General features: G+C 67.5%; 12 protein-coding genes and 5 pseudogenes. 6 read left to right on the top strand and 11 right to left on the bottom strand.

What is annotated here, in order from left to right; genetic code table 11:
* Positions 1 to 31: 31 nt before the first annotated feature.
* Positions 32 to 1,191 (top strand): annotated as a pseudogene (locus tag FBY35_RS00925) (IS630 family transposase).
* On the opposite strand, the gene FBY35_RS00920 reads toward FBY35_RS00925, so the two are convergent.
* Positions 1,172 to 2,125, bottom strand: a complete 954-nt coding sequence (locus FBY35_RS00920; RefSeq protein WP_142211943.1) for an IS481 family transposase — start codon at positions 2,123 to 2,125, stop codon at positions 1,172 to 1,174. The pseudogene FBY35_RS00925 and the gene FBY35_RS00920 overlap by 20 nt on opposite strands.
* A gap of 407 nt (positions 2,126 to 2,532) precedes the next feature.
* Positions 2,533 to 2,961, bottom strand: a complete 429-nt coding sequence (locus tag FBY35_RS00915) for a hypothetical protein (RefSeq protein ID WP_142211942.1) — start codon at positions 2,959 to 2,961, stop codon at positions 2,533 to 2,535.
* Between the two features lie 221 nt (positions 2,962 to 3,182).
* Between FBY35_RS00915 and FBY35_RS36775 the strand changes: the two are divergent.
* Positions 3,183 to 3,437: pseudogene (locus FBY35_RS36775) on the top strand (hydroxyurea phosphotransferase); the annotation flags it as partial.
* Here the strand turns inward: FBY35_RS36775 and FBY35_RS00905 are convergent.
* Positions 3,430 to 3,669, bottom strand: a pseudogene (locus FBY35_RS00905) (helix-turn-helix domain-containing protein); the annotation flags it as partial. The pseudogenes FBY35_RS36775 and FBY35_RS00905 sit on opposite strands and share 8 nt — an antisense overlap.
* Before the next feature lie 382 nt (positions 3,670 to 4,051).
* Positions 4,052 to 4,648 carry a TetR/AcrR family transcriptional regulator gene (locus FBY35_RS00900; protein WP_260848454.1) on the bottom strand — a complete coding sequence of 199 codons (597 nt, stop codon included), beginning with the start codon at positions 4,646 to 4,648 and terminating at the stop codon, positions 4,052 to 4,054.
* 67 nt (positions 4,649 to 4,715) lie between these two features.
* Here FBY35_RS00900 and FBY35_RS00895 point away from each other — a divergent pair, with 67 nt between their 5' ends.
* Positions 4,716 to 5,201, top strand: a complete 486-nt coding sequence (locus tag FBY35_RS00895) for an SRPBCC family protein (protein ID WP_142211939.1) — start codon at positions 4,716 to 4,718, stop codon at positions 5,199 to 5,201.
* A gap of 338 nt (positions 5,202 to 5,539) precedes the next feature.
* Here the strand turns inward: FBY35_RS00895 and FBY35_RS00885 are convergent, their stop codons facing one another.
* Both FBY35_RS00885 and FBY35_RS00880 read right to left on the bottom strand, forming a co-directional pair.
* Positions 5,540 to 6,406 carry a hypothetical protein gene (locus FBY35_RS00885; protein ID WP_142211938.1) on the bottom strand — a complete coding sequence of 289 codons (867 nt, stop codon included), beginning with the start codon at positions 6,404 to 6,406 and terminating at the stop codon, positions 5,540 to 5,542.
* A 99-nt stretch (positions 6,407 to 6,505) separates the two neighbouring features.
* Positions 6,506 to 6,904, bottom strand: a pseudogene (locus FBY35_RS00880) (transposase); the annotation flags it as partial.
* A gap of 272 nt (positions 6,905 to 7,176) precedes the next feature.
* Here FBY35_RS00880 and istA point away from each other — a divergent pair.
* From istA to FBY35_RS00865, 3 genes and pseudogenes are all read left to right on the top strand, one after another.
* Positions 7,177 to 8,419 (top strand): annotated as a pseudogene (gene istA, locus FBY35_RS00875) (IS21 family transposase).
* A complete protein-coding gene (locus FBY35_RS00870) occupies positions 8,419 to 9,048 on the top strand; it encodes an ATP-binding protein (protein ID WP_313904636.1) in 630 nt (209 codons plus the stop codon). The pseudogene istA and the gene FBY35_RS00870 overlap by 1 nt, the downstream one beginning before the upstream one ends.
* Positions 8,930 to 9,265, top strand: coding sequence for a hypothetical protein (locus tag FBY35_RS00865; protein WP_313904668.1), 336 nt, complete (start codon positions 8,930 to 8,932; stop codon positions 9,263 to 9,265). The genes FBY35_RS00870 and FBY35_RS00865 overlap by 119 nt, the downstream gene beginning before the upstream one ends.
* A gap of 55 nt (positions 9,266 to 9,320) precedes the next feature.
* On the opposite strand, the gene FBY35_RS00860 is transcribed toward FBY35_RS00865, so the two are convergent.
* The 5 genes from FBY35_RS00860 to FBY35_RS00840 all read right to left on the bottom strand — a co-directional run bounded on the left by FBY35_RS00860 (position 9,321) and on the right by FBY35_RS00840 (position 17,280).
* Positions 9,321 to 10,517 carry an IS110 family transposase gene (locus tag FBY35_RS00860; RefSeq protein ID WP_142214829.1) on the bottom strand — a complete coding sequence of 399 codons (1,197 nt, stop codon included), beginning with the start codon at positions 10,515 to 10,517 and terminating at the stop codon, positions 9,321 to 9,323.
* 506 nt (positions 10,518 to 11,023) lie between these two features.
* Positions 11,024 to 12,250: an IS4 family transposase gene (locus FBY35_RS00855; protein WP_142211936.1), complete on the bottom strand. Its 1,227-nt coding sequence runs from the start codon at positions 12,248 to 12,250 to the stop codon at positions 11,024 to 11,026.
* Positions 12,251 to 12,313: 63 nt separating this feature from the next.
* Positions 12,314 to 15,790: an eIF2A-related protein gene (locus FBY35_RS00850; RefSeq protein ID WP_160159190.1), complete on the bottom strand. Its 3,477-nt coding sequence runs from the start codon at positions 15,788 to 15,790 to the stop codon at positions 12,314 to 12,316.
* 146 nt (positions 15,791 to 15,936) lie between these two features.
* Entirely contained in the window at positions 15,937 to 16,479 is a 543-nt protein-coding gene (locus tag FBY35_RS00845; protein ID WP_260848453.1) for a transposase family protein, read from the bottom strand.
* 327 nt (positions 16,480 to 16,806) lie between these two features.
* Positions 16,807 to 17,280 carry a hypothetical protein gene (locus tag FBY35_RS00840; RefSeq protein WP_142211934.1) on the bottom strand — a complete coding sequence of 158 codons (474 nt, stop codon included), beginning with the start codon at positions 17,278 to 17,280 and terminating at the stop codon, positions 16,807 to 16,809.
* Positions 17,281 to 17,467: the final 187 nt, after the last annotated feature.

Here is a 17,467-nt window from a genome sequence, read left to right as displayed (position 1 = left end):
GGTGACGTCCGATCCGACCGCTGGAGGTGCGGTGGCCGAGCCTGTCCGTGTGCGCAGACTGACCGACCAGGAAGGGCAGAAGCTGCAGAGATCGTGCGCCGGGGCGGCACGAGTTCGGTGCGCTACCGGCGCGCGATGATGCTGCTGGCCTCGGCCGGCGGGAACCGGGTACCGGTGATCGCCCAGCTGGTGCAGGCCGACGAGGACACCGTCCGGGACGTGATCCACCGGTTCAACGAGATCGGCCTGGCCTGCCTGGACCCTCGGTGGGCGGGAGGCCGTCCCCGCCAACCAAGCCCTGACGACGAGGACTTCGTCATCCAGACGGCCACCACCCGCCCCACCAAACTCGGCCAGCCCTTCACCCGCTGGTCACTGCGCAAACTCGTCGCCTACCTACGGAGAATCCACGGTCGGGTGATTTACATCGGCCGCGAGGTGTTACGCGGCCTGCTCGCCCGCCGCGGTGTCACCTTTCAGCGCACCAAGACATGGAAGGAATCCCCGGACCCCGAGCGCGAGGCGAAGCTGGGCCGTATCGAGGAGGTCCTGGACCGCTTCCCGGACCGAGTCTTCGCCTTCGACGAGTTCGGCCCCCTCGGGATCCGACCCACCGGCGGCAGCTGCTGGGCCGCGCAGACCAGGCCCGACCGGGTGCCGGCTACGTACCACCGCACCCACGGCGTGCGCTACTTCCACGGCTGCTACTCGGTCTGTGACGACCGCCTGTGGGGCGTCAACCGCCGCAAGAAAGGCTCCGCGAACACGCTGGCCGCGCTGCAGACGATCCGTGCCGCCCGGCCTGACGGCGCACCGATCTATGTGATCATGGATAACCTGTCCGCCCACAAGGGGAGCGACATCCGCCGCTGGGCGAAGAAGAACAAGGCCGAACTGTGCTTCACTCCGACCTACGCCTCGTGGGCGAACCCGATCGAGGCGCACTTCGGACCGCTTCGGCAGTTCACCATCGCCAACTCGAACTATCCCAACCACACCGTGCAGACCCGGGCCCTGCATGCCTACCTGCGCTGGCGCAACGCCAACGCCCGCCACCGCGACGTCCTGGCCGCCGAACGCAAGGAACGCGCCCGCATCCGCAGCGAGAGAGGCATCCGCTGGGGCGGACGCCCCCACGCCGCCGCAGCCTCGCAGCTAGGCGGTCAGAGCACTAGGTGTACTGACCCGTGAGGTTGGGAACGCGGCTGGCGGGTGGTTGGCCCTTGAGCGCGGTGTGTCCGCGGTGGTGATTGTAGGTGTGCAGCCAGATGGGGTAGGCCTCGCGTCGCTCGGTCTCGGTCCGGTATGCCTTCGCGTAGGCCCATTCATCCAACAGGGTCCGGTTGAACCTCTCCACCTTCCCGTTGGTCTGGGGCCGGTAGGGGCGGGTGCGCTTGTGTGAAATGCCTTGCCCTGCAAGGGAGTTGCGCCACAGGTGTGACTTGTAGCAGGAGCCGTTGTCGGTCAGGACCCGCTTGACGGTGATCCCGGCGGCGGTGAAGAAGTCGTTGGCCCGTTGCCAGAATCCGACGGCGGTTTCCTTCTTCTCGTCGGTGAGGATCTCGCTGTAGGCCAGGCGGGAGTGATCGTCGACCGCGTTGTGCAGGAAGCTCATGCCGACGCCTGCCCGGTTCTTGCGGCCCGCCGGCCGGCCGAGGACCTTGTGGCCGCCGCCGTCGGGAATGTTCCCGAGTTTCTTGATGTCGACGTGCACGAGGTCGCCCGGGGCGGCGTGCTCGTAGCGCCGGATCGCCCGGCCGGTCACGCGGTCCAGGTGGGCCAGGCGGGCGAGGCTGTAGCGGATCAGAACGCGGTGCACGGTCGCCGGGTTCAGTCCGAGGAGGTAGGCGATGCGGGCCGGTCCCCAGCGGCGCAGCACACGGACTTTGATGATCCGCCGCTCGGTACGGGTCGGTGTCCGGCGCGGACTGTGGTGGGGCCGGGAGGAGCGGTCGGCCATCCCGGCCTCGCCCAGTTCGCGGTAGCGGCCGGCCCACCGCTGAGCCGTCGTGGGCGAGACCTGGAAGCGTTCGGCGGCACGGCGCAGCGGCCAGCCGTCCTCGACGACGCAGCGGGCCAGGCGCAGGCGGCCGGTCTCGGTCAGGGGTGCATTACGGTGGGGCATGAGGGCCTTCTGATCGTTCGGTGGAGATGTCGCAATCCACACCGAACCCGGAAGGCCCTCACTCGTTCAAGATCACCCAGCCGTGATCACTGTCACCAACCTCCGTGGACAGAACAACTAGGTCCAGCCGTAGCAGTTGAAGTGAACGGCTTACGGCCTCCACGAGTCCAGGGGGTCAGACGCGATGCTCGGCTTCCGTCGGCGCAGCTTCTCGATATGGGATTGCGCGTTTTCGATGGTGCTGGTTGCTGTCCGGGCGGCTCCGTCGTCATTGGCAGCCTTGAACCTCTTATACTTTTCAATGTGCTCTCGAATTGCCTTGCGCTGGCCTTCGACCTGGGTTGCTTCGTCCGGCATTTCCATCCTCCACGTTGGGTGATTTTCTGCCTGTTGCACATTGAGCGGAGCTAGACTTCTTGGATCTTAAGCTGCGTATCCTTGGCCGCATAGGCTTGACGCAAGCCAACAAGCACCTGACGGGTCGATCCAGAACTGCCGATGGTACTGGGCGATCGGAGCCTGATCTCTCGGTGATCCCCTCGATCCCAAGCGAAGAACTGCACAACCACGACTCCTCCACCACTGCCAGCGGCTTTGGGTATTGATACACCGACGCAGAAATCGGCCTCGTCGCTTTCCAGCGCTGCGAAAGGCGACTCACTGCGAGGGGTGAAGAACTCGACCCGTTGGGCGCCCGGCAACTGATTGGTGAGCCGACGAAGCCCCGCAGACAGCTTGGCCGCTCCAGTGAACATCGACGCGGCGGTCTCCTGGAAAACGGAAGCGGCCTGCTCGACGGTTAAACACGTTCTCATATCCATACCGGAAATGCGCATTGTTCCCCCTGGGACGCCCGCCTCACAGTTTTTGACGTCTGGCGTGCCGACAGCGTCGCGCTAATCACCAACACACACAAGGGGAACGCCTGTTCGTCTGCATGGGCATCGCAATTCCTAGATCGACCGCAGTCCGCGTACTTCCGTCGACGATTCTTCTACTCGCGGTCCCATCAGCAACACATTGCAGGTGGTGCCTCGTGTGTTTGCGCGTCACGCCCCTCTGTCGGAGCAGCTCGCTGCCGAAATATTCGCCGCGGGGACTGCGCAGTCTCGGCGACCTCGCCTCCGAAATGCTGGAGCAAGCCCCACAGGCGATCACGAATCTGGCCGACCCGGCCGACCATCAACTCCTACGAAGCTGGGCATCGGCGGTGGCCGAACTGGCCGATGAGCCCGAGGACCCGATGCTGTACCGGGATCTTCACTATGGCAACATTCGCGCCGCACAGCGCAAGCCATGGATCGCCACCGAGGGTCCAGGCAGGCCAGGCCGATCTCGTTGAACCGGTGGATCACCTCCCGGACGGTGTCCTCGTCGGCCTGCACCAGCTGGGCGATCACCGGTACCCGGTTCCCGCCGGCCGAGGCCAGCAGCATCATCGCGCGCCGGTAGCGCACCGAACTCGTGCTGCCCCGGCGCACGATCTGCTGCAGCTTCTGCCCTTCCTGGTCGGTCAGTCTGCGCACACGGACAGGCTCGGCCACCGCACCTCCAGCGGTCGGATCGGACGTCACCGCACATCCAACCGCCACGACCACCAACCCGGCGAACCTATGCGGTCACAGCACTAGGGAGTCAGTCTGGGCCGACAACTCCGCCGTCATGGAGCAGTGACGCCGAGTTGGCCCTGTAGTCCTAGCTCGGACACCAGGGAGCAAGTAACCCGCTGGTAGCATTCAGGGCTTTGCGGCGACCGCTTTCTGGGCTGACGGGGCACGGTCTTGGTCTTGTCGAGGTGCCTGTACACCGTGGAGCACCGAGCCTGTGGGGCAGGGGCCAGCAGACCTCCGTCAGCACCGAGGTCAGATTTTCCCCATCTGGACGCCGGGTCTTCTCACCGAACTTGGCGCTGAGCCGGCGGGCCGCTCACACCGGGGCGGTGGGACCGGGGGCGTCGTGCAGCAGGAGGTTGAGCACGGAGTCGATGTAGCGGGTCAGCTGATCGGCGTCTTTCAGCGGCAGCACACCTGGCAGCCGGGTTGCCAGCTGGCTGTGGCCGACGTATGCCGTGTAGCCCAGCATTGCGCGCTGGGCCGCCACGGTCGGCGGAAAGCCGATCTCCTCGAAGAGGGCGAAGCTGTAGTCGATTCGGCGTTGCTCCACGCGGCTCACCACGGGTGCGACGAGCCTGTGGTCGGCCGAGGCGAGCACGTTGACAGCCAGGGCGTCCTGTCCCGCGTTCCCAATGATGCGCGTGAACAGCATGCGCAATCGGGCCATCGGGTCCGGCTCGGTGGCCATCGTCGCGATGTACGCCTCGGTGAACTGCTTTTCCCAGAGCGAGAGCGCGGCCTCGACGAGTGCCTCGCGGTTGGAGAAGTGCCCGTAGAAGCTGCCCTTGGTGGTGCCGAGCCGAGCGGCCAGCGGTTCGATGGCCACGGCAGCGAGGCCACCTGCGCCGATTGCGGTGAGGGCAGCCGCCGCCCAGTCGTCTGCGGTCAGTCGCCGTCGCTCTTGCTCCATATCCATACGGTAGCGTACGGTCCCCCCATACGCCCCCGTATGGAGGGGCGCGCGCCAAGGAGACAACGTGCAGAACATCCAGCGCCGCACGATCGACGCACCCGCCGTCGACGTCGGCACCCTCCTGGATCTGCTGAGCACACGGCAGGACCGGATATGGCCCGTCCCCGCCTGGTCGCCCCTTCACCTTGATGCCGGCCTCGCCGTCGGTTCGCGTGGCGGACACGGCAGGATCCGATATTCGGTGAGCGAGTACGAGCCCGGGAGGCGAGTGCGGTTCACCTTCGCCCCCGGGCTCGGCCTCAGCGGCTATCACGAGTTTCTCGTCGTCCCTGACGGACCGAAGCGCTGCCAGGTCCTCCACACCGCCGCCGGGCGCGTTGAGGGCCGGATGCGCCTGTTGTGGCCAGTGGTGATTCGCTGGCTGCACGAGGCACTCCTCCACGACATGTTCGACAACATCCAGCGGGAGGCCACCGGCCGACTGCCTCAGCCGGCCCGTTGGTCGCCTTGGGTCCGCCTGCTACGCCTCCGGTTCGCCCCACGGCCGTAACCGCATCAGGCCCCCAGCCGAACTCCTCACCGGTGCAGCTCTACGACGCCCGTGAGAAGACCGTCCAACAGATCGCCGACCTCTTCGGCGTGGCGAGGTCGAGGTGTACGGACACCTTGACAAGACCAAAACCGTGCCCCGGCAGCCGAAGAAGACCGTTACCACGAAGCCCTGAAAGCTACTGGCGGGTGGCGGGTTACTTGCTCCCTGGTGTCTGAGCTAGGACTACGGGGCCGAGTTGCTGGACACCCTTGCCGGACACGCGGAGAGCCGTCCAATCCTCCCGATCAGCGTGTGTCCAAGAACCGATCGGTTGATGGACGCCTTGGCGGAGGCGCCTACGAGCTGGGGAGAGCGAGCATGGGAGCGGAGGCCACCATGGAAACGCCTGAGGATCCGAGACCCGAAGTCCGCAACCTAAGCGATGCCGACTCTGGCAACTTCCGGGAAGTACAGTCGCGTTCTCCGGTGCGTGATTCACCTGGCCCGAGTTCGCTAATTTTTAACGCATCGCATTCGATGATGAAAGTGGGTATCGAGCGACGCTGCCCGTTCGAGTCGATAACAGTGATGTGCGCATACGTCGACTCCACCGTCACAGGGTCTGGAACGAGTACGGGGTAATCGGCGCAGTTCGTGACCGTCCAGGTCAACGCGATCGGTTCGCCGAGTTCAATCTGACTTTGCTCTGCAGTGACCGTGACATCCAAGGTGTCCGGAGCGAGGTTGAGGTCTGCTGACGGGACCAGCGTGGCCGACCAGGATGAGAACGTATGTCCGCCCGGCCGTACCACGGGGCCGGGAAGATGTCTTAGATGGTGACGCACCCAGTTGTTGACTCTGAGGTTAATGTCATCCGGGAACACGCCAGGATCTCCGGTGGTTGGGGTGCCGAGCAGGTCAGAGTTGTCGGCACCCCCTTCTAGCTCCTGATGAATCTGGTTAAATCCATGAACTACCTCGTGCGAAGCGCTTCGGAGGAAAGCGCGGGGTATATCGCGCTGCGTTTCACCTTCCGCAGTTCCAAAAAAGGATGAAGCGCTGGCCGGATACCCGTCGTCCGAGTAGCTCAGAACACCCTCACACGGAACAGTGATTGAGTCGTACATCTTGCCACGCGAACAGGTTATTTTGCCTGGAACGACGAGCAAGTGCATCCGCCACTCGCCATCAAGATTGGTTCCGGTGAGACGGACGGAAGCCATGAGGCCGTGCAACTGCCCGTAGGACCAGCAATCCCGGTGAGGAATCCCCTGCCTTCAGGACTCCGTTGGGAAAGGCGCAAAGCGGTTCTCGTGCTGAGGTCATGCCGCGAGGGCAAGCCGAGCGAGGTGGGAGACGCGGGTTGCGCCGAGTGGGGTGCCGTTCAGCCAGGCGTCGACGCGCGCGATGTTGACAGCGGTGGGGGAGAGGATGTTCGCCAAGTGCGTCTTGTGCTGGCCTTGGTAGGGCGTGCGTCGTAGGCGGGTGCGGCGGACGGCCTGGGAGATGGTGCCTTCCACCCCGGCTCGCGCGTCGTAGCGTTCTTTCCACGCGTCGGTCTGCTGTTCCGCGCGTCGTTGTTCCAGGATCTGCTGCTGCTCGCGGGGCAGCAGGGTCAGGCTGCGGCCCCACTTGCCGTTGGCTGCCTTGGTGCACCTCGCTCTCAGCGGGCATGGGTCGCAGTCGGCGAGCGCGAAGTGCATCCGGACGAGCGGGGTGCCGCTGGCTTTGCGCTGTTCGGACTAGCTGACGCTGGCCGCCCCTTGGGGGCAGATGGCCCACCGACCCACACCAGCCCCGTGACCTGCAACTTCGGGTGGGAAAGTGCCATTGCGAAGCGCGGTGCGCGTCTCGGTGTGCTCATTCCATTCCGCGCCGATCCAGGCCGTGGCCTCGATCAGTGTCGGCGACGGCTGAAAAGTGGACCAGTAGCGACGCTTGAAAGTTGACCCCCTCCAGGGGTCTGGCTCGTTGAGTCAGACCGGGAGGAGTGGTGATCAGCGTGGAGGACTGGGCGGAGATCCGCCGACTGCACCGGGCCGAGGAGATGCCGGTGAGAGCCATCGCGAGGAAGCTGGGGATCTCGAGGAACACTGTTCGCAGCGCGATCGCGGACGATGCCCCGCCGAAGTACCAGCGGGCCTCAAAGGGCTCGATCGTCGATGTCGTCGAGCCGCAGATCCGCGAACTGCTCGAGCAGTGGCCGGAGATGCCGGCGACAGTGATCGCCGAGCGTCTCGGCTGGGACCGGGGCTTGACCGTGCTCAAGGACCGGGTTCGTGAACTGCGGCCCGCCTATCGGCCTGTCGATCCGGCGTCACGGACGGTCTATGAACCCGGCGAGCTGGCTCAGTGCGATCTGTGGTTTCCGCCGGCCGAGATCCCGCTCGGCTTTGGGCAGGTCGGGCATCCGCCGGTGTTGGTGATGGTGGCCGCTATTCGCGGTGGATCACTGCCCGGATGCTGCCGTCGAGGTCGACGGCCGACCTGATGGTCACTGGCGGCTGCTGACCGACCTCGGCGCCGTCCCGAGAGTGCTGGTCTGGGACAACGAGGGAGCCGTCGGCTCCTGGCGCTCCGGCGGACCACGACTCACCGACGAATTCGCAGCGTTCGCCGGGCTGCTGGGCGTCAAGTTCGTGCTCTGCAAGCCGCGGGATCCGGAGGCGAAGGGCCTGGTCGAGCGGGCGAACGGCTATCTGGAGACGTCGTTCTTACCGGGTCGGGTGTTCACCTCGGCGGCGGACTCCAACGTCCAGCCGGCCGACTGGCTCACCAAGGCCAACCGGCGCGTCCATCGCACTTTGCAGGCGAGGCCGTCCGATCGGCTCGAGGCGGATCGGTCCCGGATGCTGTCGCTGCCGCCCATCGCCCCGCCGGGCTGGTGGAAGGCATCGCTGCGGCTACCGCGGGACCACTACGTCCGCCTGGACACCTGCGACTACTCCGTTCACCCACTCGCCATCGGCCGCCGCATCGAGGTGGCCGCCGACCTGGACCAGGTCCTGGTGACCTGCGACGGAGTCGAGGTCGCCCGCCATGCCCGCAGCTGGGCCAGACACCAGACGATCACCGATCCCGACCATGGCGCCGCTGCCGCGGCCGGCCGCAGGAAGGCCGCCGCGAAGCAGATCCCCGCGGACCTCACCGAGGTCGAAGAGCGGTCGCTCGACTCCTATGACCGCATCTTCGGCGTCATCGACGGCGGACTGACCACCGGTGAAGGGGCAGCGTGATGAGCTCGAACAACACGAAGCAGGCAGGCAGCAACCGCGATGTCACATCCGAACTCATCTATCTCACCAAGGCGTTGAAGGCCCCGGCTTTGCGCGATGCGGCCGCCCGGCTTGCCGACCGGGCCCGTTCGGAAGAGTGGAGCCACGAGGAGTATCTGGCCGCCTGCCTGCAGCGGGAGGTCGCCGCCCGTGACTCCCACGGCGCCGAAGGCCGCGTCCGCGCGGCTCGTTTCCCTTCCCGCAAGTCGCTCGAGGACTTCGACTTCGACCACCAGCGGTCGGTCAAGCGCGAGGTCATCGCTCACCTCGGGACGCTCGATTTCGTCGTGGGGAAGGAGAACGTGATCTTCCTGGGGCCGCCCGGGACCGGCAAGACTCACCTGGCCACCGGGCTGGGGATCAGAGCTTGCCAGGCCGGCCACCGGGTCGCGTTCGCCACCGCCGCCCAGTGGGTCACGCGCCTCGCCGCATCTGCTCACCCCCGCGGAGAAGCTTGCCGACGCGAAGAAGCTGTTGAGCCTCCCGCGTATCGTCGTGATCTGCGGCTCGACCCGCTTCATGACCGAGATGAACGACGCCGATCTGCGGGAGACCAGAGCCGGAAAGATTGTCGTCAAACCGGGCTGTGACATGAAGTCGCCGCACGAACTTTGGTCCGATCCTGTCGAGGCCGAGGCGCTGAAGGTTCGACTCGACGATCTGCACCGGGCGAAGATCCGGCTCGCTGATGAGGTGCTCGTAGTCGGCGACTACATCGGAGACAGCACCCGAGCCGAAATCGCCTACGCCCGGTCGCTGGGCAAGCCCGTGCGGTTCACGCACCCCGAAGTCGACCCTGACGCCTGACCGCCCGTTGCCACCTCGACAACCAGGGCCGGCAGCCCGCTTCCTAATGCTGTTGTCAAGTGGTTGCGATCACTGGAGGCGTGACTTCGTAGCGCCGTCGGTCACGGATCAGGGCCCAGATGACGTTGACGCGTCGACGGGCAAGGGCGAGAACGGCCTGGACGTGCTTCTTCCCCTCGGCGCGTTTGCGGTCGTAGAACTTTCGCGAATTCGGGTCGTAGCGGACGCTGACCAGCGCCGAGGTGTAGAAGACGCGCTGGAGCCTTCGGTGGTAGGTGACCGGCCGGTGGAGATTGCCGCTGACCTTGCCCGAGTCGCGCGGTGCGGGGGCGACGCCGACGAAAGCCGCCAGGGCATCAGGGGAGTCGAAGTCGTCCAGGCTGCCGCCGACCGCGGCGAGGAACTCGGCTCCGAGCGTCGCGCCGATGCCCGGGACGCTCAGGACGATGTCGGCGAGTTCGTGCTCGCGAAACCGGCCCTCGATGAGCTTGTCCATCTCGGCGATCTGCTCGTTGAGGGCCATCACCTCCCCGGCCAGGGTGTGGACCAGCCGGGCGGTGGTCTTCTCCCCGGGGACGGCGGTGTGCTGCCGCTCGGCGGCCTCGACCGCAACCTCGGCCAGGGCTCTGGCGTTGCGGACCTTGCGGTTGGCCAGCCACTTCGTCAGCCGCGCGACGCCGGTGCGGCGGATCGCGGCCGGGGTCTGGTAACCCGTCAGCAGGCGGAGTGGGCCGGTGTTGGTGACGTCCAGGGCCCGTTCCAGGGCCGGGAACATGCTCATCAGAGTGGAACGCAGGCGGTTGACCGACCGGGTGCGGTCCTCGACCAGGTCGGACCGACGTCCGGTCAGCAGCTTCAGCTCGATGGCCGCTTCGTCGCCGGGGCGGATGGGCCGCAGGTCGCGGCGCATCCGGGCCTGGTCTGCGATCACGTAGGCGTCGCGGGCGTCGGTCTTGCCCTCGCCGCGGTAGCCGTCCGAGGCCCGGTTGACCAGGCGGCCGGGAATGTACAGGACCTCCTGGCCGTGATTGACCAGCAGGGCCAGCAGCAGCGCAGGCTCGCCGCCGGTCATGTCGATGGCCCAGGTGACCTCACGGCCGTCGGCCAGGTCCAGGACATCGCCGATCAGCTTCAGCAGCTCGGGCTCATCGTTGGCGACCCGCCGCGTCAGCAGTGTCTTGCCGTCTGCGTCCAGCGCGAGCCCGTGATGGTGACCCTTGCCGCTGTCGATCCCCGCCCATATCCGGCTCATCATGCTCCTGGCGTGCTCGTTCGTTCCGTTCGTACCACGGACGACCTCGCCGGCATTGCTCTACTCAGCGACATGTTCGCATTTCCTAATCGGCGGCCGAGTCGTCGTGGGGTGCTGGGCGGCGAAGCGTGCTCAGCCACGAGACGGCAGCCGCCTGATAGCCACACCCAGCACCCCTGGGTGACCCAACCCTACGAATGGCTCGATCAACCCGATCAAGAAGGTAGAGCCGCCTGACCGTCTCGCGGTGGCTTCGGCCGCCGCCCACCCCACACCCTCCGCAGGCATCCCATGGAATTGATCATCTAGTCCCAATACCGGTGATTTAGGTTGTTTTCTGGCGGGTTGGCCTGGTCTTGGTCGGCCCGATCAGGATCACGCGGGGAGTGTCCGGCCTGGGCGGAGTGTGGTGCTCGGCGCGTTTGAGCTTCCAGTTGGACATCTTGCGTTTGATGACGCGCGGGCTGGAGCGCAACCGACGGGGTGACAAGAGCCGTTCGCGGATCTCATGCAGGGCCGTGACCAGTGCCCGGGCCAGCCGGGAGGGGGGAAAACGCCGCCTGGTCGGTGACGTGGCGGCGGACGACGCGCAGCGTGCGAGTGAAGGAGACCCGGTCGGGATCGTGGTCCGCTTGCCGTGCGGCCTGGTGCATCAGGTCCCGCAGGGCGTGGTGCACCAGCAGGAAGGCGAAGATCTCCTGCTCGGCCCCGCGGGGATGCTGGGAGCGCAGGACGAGGCGGGGGCCTCCGAGATGGGTCTTGATCTCATCCAGCGTGCTCTCGATCTCCCATCGCTGGGCGTACAGCGCGGCCAGCGACGCGGCCGACGCGGCCCGCGGATCCAGGACAGTGGTGATCAGCCGGTACACCGTGTCGCTGCCGAGGGTGTACTCGATCACCCGAACCCGGGCTGGGTCCGCGCGACGGTTCTTGTCCCGGGCCGCGACGATCTCCGAGAGATAGGAGCCATCCCCCAGCAGGGCCCGGACAGGGAGTACGGCGTCGTTCTTGACCCGCCACAGCAGGTCGGCGCCGGTTGCGGCGGCGGCCCGCCACAGGTCAAAGCCGCGAAAACCCCGGTCGGCAAGCAGCAGCATGCCCGGCGTGAGTGAGCTGAACAGGCGCTGGGCCAGCTCGGTTTCATGGACAGCCAGCGGTCCGGCCTCGGCCGCGAAGACAGCGTGCGTGCCACACTCGGCCAGCGCGGCCACCCTCACCTGCGGATAGGCACTCTTCTCCTGCCCGCGGCAGACTCCCGGGCGGCCGAAGAAGACGGCATTGGCCTCGGTGTCCGGCACGTCGAAGGTGGTGCCGTCCACCGCGACCAGCCGCCACCCCCGATACCAGGCCCCGCTCGTTTCCTCGGTCGCCACCGGTCGGCACACCCGGGCAAACAGTGCTTTCAGCGGCTCCGGGCCCAGTCGCAGACGGGCTCGGCCGATCGCCGCGGTGGTCGGCACCCGCCAGGTCCCCTTCCACCGACCCATCCGCTCCAGTCCGTGCGTCAGGAGTCGAGCGACCTCCTCATAGCCCTGCCCGGAGAACAGGCACATCGCCAGCACGAAATAGACCACCACCCGGGCCGGCAGCAGCCGTTGACGCTGCTCGACCCGGCCGCATCCCGCGACCACCTCATCCACCAACTCCGGCGGAAACGCACGGGTCAGCACCCCAATCGCGATCCGATCCGAGAACCGGTCATCCGACGACTTCACCTGTCCTGGCCTTGGCACACCACACCCAACGACCCGAAAACCCCAAAGTCACCGGTATTGCATCTAGGGGCGCGCCAGGCGCTATCGCAGGCCGTGGCGTCGCCGCTCCTCGGCGCTGAGTGCGCGGCTGGTCCGGCTGTGCGCCCTGTCGATCAGGGTCTGCAGATCCGTGGCGACCGACCAGACGCGGACGGTCTGGTCCCGGGCGGCAGTGGCCAGCCGTGCTCCGTCCGGTGACCAGGCAACGCTCTCGACGCCGCCGGAGTGCACACCGAGGATCAGCAGTTCCGCGCCCTGGTCGACGTCCCAGATCCGCGCGGTGCCGTCCGCGGAGGCGGTGGCGGCCAAGCGGCCGTCCGGAGACCAGCAGACATCCCGGATGGTGTCCTCGTGGCCGGTCATCGCGCGTATCTGGCCGCCGTCCGCCGCGGCATAAATCCGAAGGGTCTTGTCATACGAGACGCAGGCGACGCGGTCGCCGTCGGGGGACCAGGCCACCGCCTGGGCGAAGTCGGTGAAGCCGGTCAGGCAGTGCAGCTGGGCTCCGGTGTCCGCGTCCCAGATCCGTACGGTGCGGTCGACGCCGGCCGAGGCGAGGCGGGTGGAGTCTGGTGACCAGCACACATCGCGGATGAGGTCCTCGTGGCCGGTGAACGTGTGCACAAGGGCCCAGGTAGTGGCGTCCCAGACCCGTACCGTGCGGTCGTGGGAGCTGGTGGCGACGCGGGTGCCGTCTGGTGACCAGGCGACCCCCTCGATCCGGTCGGGGTGCGCCTGCAGCGTGTGCAGTGCCTGGCCCGTCGCGGCGGACCAGATGCGCATCGTGCGGTCGTTGGAGGCCGTGGCGATGAATCGGGCATCCGGGGACCAGGCCACGTCCCGGACCGGGTCCTGGTGCCCCTCCAAGGTGTGCAGCCAGGTTCCGCGCTGTGCGTCCCACACCCGGGCCGTGCAGTCGAACGAGGCGGTGCTGAGCCGACGGCCGTCCGGTGACCACGCGGCCGCCTCGACCAGTGCCTCGTGGCCGCGCAGCACGACCACGTCGTCCGGCCGCATCAGGTCCCAGATCCGGCCGGAGCCGTCATTGGCGACGGTGGCGATCCGGGCGCCATCGGGCGACCAGGCGACGTCGCGCACCACGCTGTGGTGGCCGTGCAGGGCCACCAGTTCAAACCCCGTGGCCGCGTCCCACACCCGTGCGGTGCAGTCGCTGGCCGCCGACGCGAGCCGCGTGCCATCCGGAGCCCACGTGACGGACTGCACCAGGTCCTTCGCCGCCGGGATGGCGAGCGTCGCCCTGCCGGCGGCGACGTCCCACACTCGGATCGTGTGGTCGTACCCGGCGCTGGCCAGCAGCTGCCCACCGGGCGACCATGCGACCGTGCGCACCAGTTCCTGGTGGCCTTCCAGCACGCCCAGCAGGGTGTGGTCGGCCACGTCCCAGATCCGCACCACGCGGTCCCGGCCGCTGGTCGCCAGTCGGGAGCCGTCCGGCGCGAAGGCCACTCCGTGGACGAAGCCGTCATGACCGGTCAGGACGGCGGTCTGCTGCGCAGTTGCCGGATCCCAGAGGCGGACGGTGCCGTCCTGGGAGGCGGTTGCGACCACCGTCCCGTCCGGTGACCAGGCCACTCCGCGTATCTCCGCGTCATGGCCGGTCAGTACGGCGGCAGAAGACCCGTCCCGAGCCGACCATATCCGGGCGGTGCCGTCGTGCCCTGCGGTCACCAGCCGACGGCCGTCCGGGGACCAGGCGACGCCGTGGACGTAGCCCGAACCGGCGTCGATGACCTGCTCCACCGCGCCGTCGGTGGCCCGCCAGATCCGAACGGTGCCGTCGTAGCAGGCGGTGGCCAGGTGCTGCCCGTCCGTGGACCACACCACCCGTTGGACGAGGGCGGTGTGTCCGGTCAGCGGGACACACATACGGGTTGAGGCAAGTGCGGTGACCAGTGCCAGCCGGGCCAGGTGGGTGTCCGCACAGTCCTCCAGCGCGGCAAGGGCCAGCAGGAGACCGGATTCGGGATCGTCCTCGACCGTCACCAGAGCGCGCTGGGCGACGGTCTGCGACAGCCAGCGCATCGCTGCCTCGTCGGCCCGTCGGGAGGACTCCAGAAACTCCGCGACGACCGGCCGGGCGGCAGCGGCATCGGGCTGCCGCGACATCCAGCCCAGCGCCCGCCGCAACCGCTCGTCGCGCAGCAGGTAGGAGTCGTGTCTTCCGGCCGCGTCCCACTCGGCCGCCCAGCGCTCCACGTCGGACGCCAGCGCCAGGTCCTGGGCTGCCGCCTCGATGGCCTGTCTGAGCGGCTGCCACTGCCGAAACAGCGCCTCGTGTGCTACCCGCAGTATCGGCTCACTGCCGTCTCCGTCGCTCACCAACAGCCGCTCGGCGAGGAACACCTCGGCTACCGCCTGCTGGCTCGGCGCCAGCGTGTCTCTGCGGACCGGGCGCTGGGAGGGCTGGCCATCGGTGATCGTCACGAACTTCAGCAGGGTGGGCAGCACCGGGACGTCGGGGGAGGCCTCGGTGAGGTCGGACAGGATGAGGTCGGCCCGCTCGGTCAGCGCCCCGGCCACCCCGCCGATCGCCTCGTACTCCTGCAGGGAGATCTGCTGCCGTCGACCTGGCTCGGGCACCAGCGCGTGCAAGGTGTAGGCCATCAGCGGGAGCGCGTCACCACCGCTCGCCTCGCTGACGATGAGATCCACCAACCCGGGTTCGAAGCTGATGCCCGACCGGGCAGCCGGCTCTGCGACCACCTTGAACAGCGATCTGCGGGGCACCGGCCCGAGAATGAACGTGTCGCGGAACAGGTGGGCATGGGACAGGGTGCCCAGGCGGGTGAGGAACTCGGAGCGGAAGGTGAACAGCACCTTCAGCCGGGGGTCGGCGGCCAGCGCCGCGTCGAGCAGGCCGAGCAGCGCGTCCCGCTCCTCGTCGCTGACGAGGGTCAGCAGCTCCTCGGCTTGGTCGATGGCGATGAGCACCGGGCGGGGGCCGCCGCGGTGCCGGCTGCGCAGCGCATCCAGATGACGGCACAGGGCGGGGGCCCCCGTGTGGCGCAGCTCGCTCTCCAGGGATGCCGAGGTGGTGAGTTGCAGCGCCGTGCTCAACGCCTGCGCCAGCCCGGCGAAGGGGTTGGTGTCAGGCGTGAACGGACCGACGGTGATCCACTGGGCCCTCAGAGCGAGCTGCGGCAGCAGCCCGGCCCGTATCACAGATGACTTGCCCGCCCCCGAGGGCCCGGTGACCACCAAGGTCTGAGAACTCTGCGTCCGGGACGGAGGGTTGATCCTACGGCTGAGGGCGACGATCTCCTGGTCGCGGCCGAAGAACACGCTGGTGTAGCGCTCGTCGAAGGGCTCAAGCCCGGGGTATGGGGAGATCGGCTCGGACCAGGACAGCCCCCTGGTCGTGATGGGTTGGTCGAACTTGCTCAGCCACCAGGTCAGACCAATGAACACCCCGCCCGTGACTATCAGGGCAGAAATCGACCACCGCTGCAGGAAGGCGAGGGCGGATGGCGGGTTCTCGACGTTTGTCGCATAGTTCATCGACAGGCCCACAAGCACCGAAAGAACGCAGGACAAGACTTGCATCGCCCGCGTGAGCACATGCCGGTACACCAAGGCCCCCGTATCCGTCAACGTCGACATCTGAAGCGTGACAATCACCGTAATCATGCCCAGACGCAGGGGCGTTACAGCCCGGAAGAATCGAAAAAGCAAACATCCGCCGCCCCAGGGCTTCGGTGTAGTCGTGTGATGTCTTCCGTGATCAGGTGACGGCCAGACCGCGCAGTCCGCCTGCGGCGTGGGGGCGGTCGGTCGGCGAGCCAGCGGCCCATGGCCTGGTCCAGGGCGTCGCCATCAATCCGGGCCAGGAGCCGGCGAACCGTCGATTCCGCGGGCAGCAGCCGCTTCGGTAACAGCGGATCGGGACGCGCGCCAACAACCTGGAGCACCTGGGGCGGGGCGTCGGCAATCCACTCGCCGACCGCAAGCAGCGACCTCGCCCCGGCCAGTACCGCGCACCCAGTCAGGGCGAGCACGACGGCCAGGGCGTGCCGCACTCCGCGCGGATCACGTGGATCGGGCACCTCGGCCAGCCGTTCCAGCAGGCCCGGCACCTCCCAGGGGGCGGCCTCGGGCTGATCGCGGAGCTGGTCAAGAGCGGGTGGAATCGGAGGTGATACGTCGCCAGGCACGGTGCACACTCGGATCATGGGCGTCGAGAACTTCATGATCTCGGGAGCCCGCGCCCGTCACTTCCGGGCTGACCGCTCATCTGACAGATCATTACGAACCGGACGTCCTGAGACTACGCCGAAGCCCTGCACCCGGTGCGCTCGATCCAGTGCACCGCACCCGATGCACGGCACTCTCGTGCGCACGCGATGCCCGCACTCGATGCACGCATCGTGCCGGTGCGCACCGCGCCGCACCGGATGCGCACCGGCCTGGCCGACCCTTGACCAGGTTGGGCCGGGCGCGCGTTGTTCCTAGACCGGGTTCGCTACCCGGCCGTTACCGGCGCGTTTTCCCTTGACCGCACTCGCCGCACTCGCCGATCAGGTCGCGGGCAAGGGGGTGTGTGGTATGGCACCGGCCGGTGCGGGGTGCGCCTCCATCGCCTGGCCCAAGGTGACGGCATTCAGCTGGTGCAGGATGTCGACGACGTCCTCGTGGTCCTCGGTAAGGATCTCCGTGGTGAAGCTGAGGACGGTGCGGGCGATGCCTTCCGCCGCGTCCGGCCCGGCCTGCTCCCAGGTGCGCGGGGCGCCCAGGAAGACGCGTCCGAGCGCCTCCAGGGCGAAGGTGTCCTCGCACGGCTCACCCGCCTCGGGGCCGGGCAGCGCGGTGACCGGGACGACGATCCGTTCAGCGACGTCCAGGAGCAGCGCGGGCATCCGCGGTTCGACGGTCACGAACTCTGCGGCGGCTTCGGTGTCGTCGGCTTCCACCGCGCGGAGGTAGTTGAAGGCGCTCATCACCGCTTTGGGGGTCATCGGGGCGAGCGGCGAAGCGATGGTGGTCTCGGGCATGACGGCCCCTCAAGTACGGGCGCCTTGCTGAATCGTGGCGGCCTCGGAAGCGATCCTCGGGGCGCGGGCCTGTGGACAGAGGCGGGCATCGACGGTGATCGGACATCCTTGGCGCGAGCCGCGTTGTCCCTGGACCGGGTTCGCTACGTGCGGCATACCGCCCATTCCGGCAGGGAGAAATCTCCGT

The organism is Streptomyces sp. SLBN-118 (assembly GCF_006715635.1).
Classification (GTDB): domain Bacteria; phylum Actinomycetota; class Actinomycetes; order Streptomycetales; family Streptomycetaceae; genus Streptomyces.
Note: the sequence above shows the minus strand (reverse complement) of the source record. Positions and strands in the feature narration are given on the sequence as shown.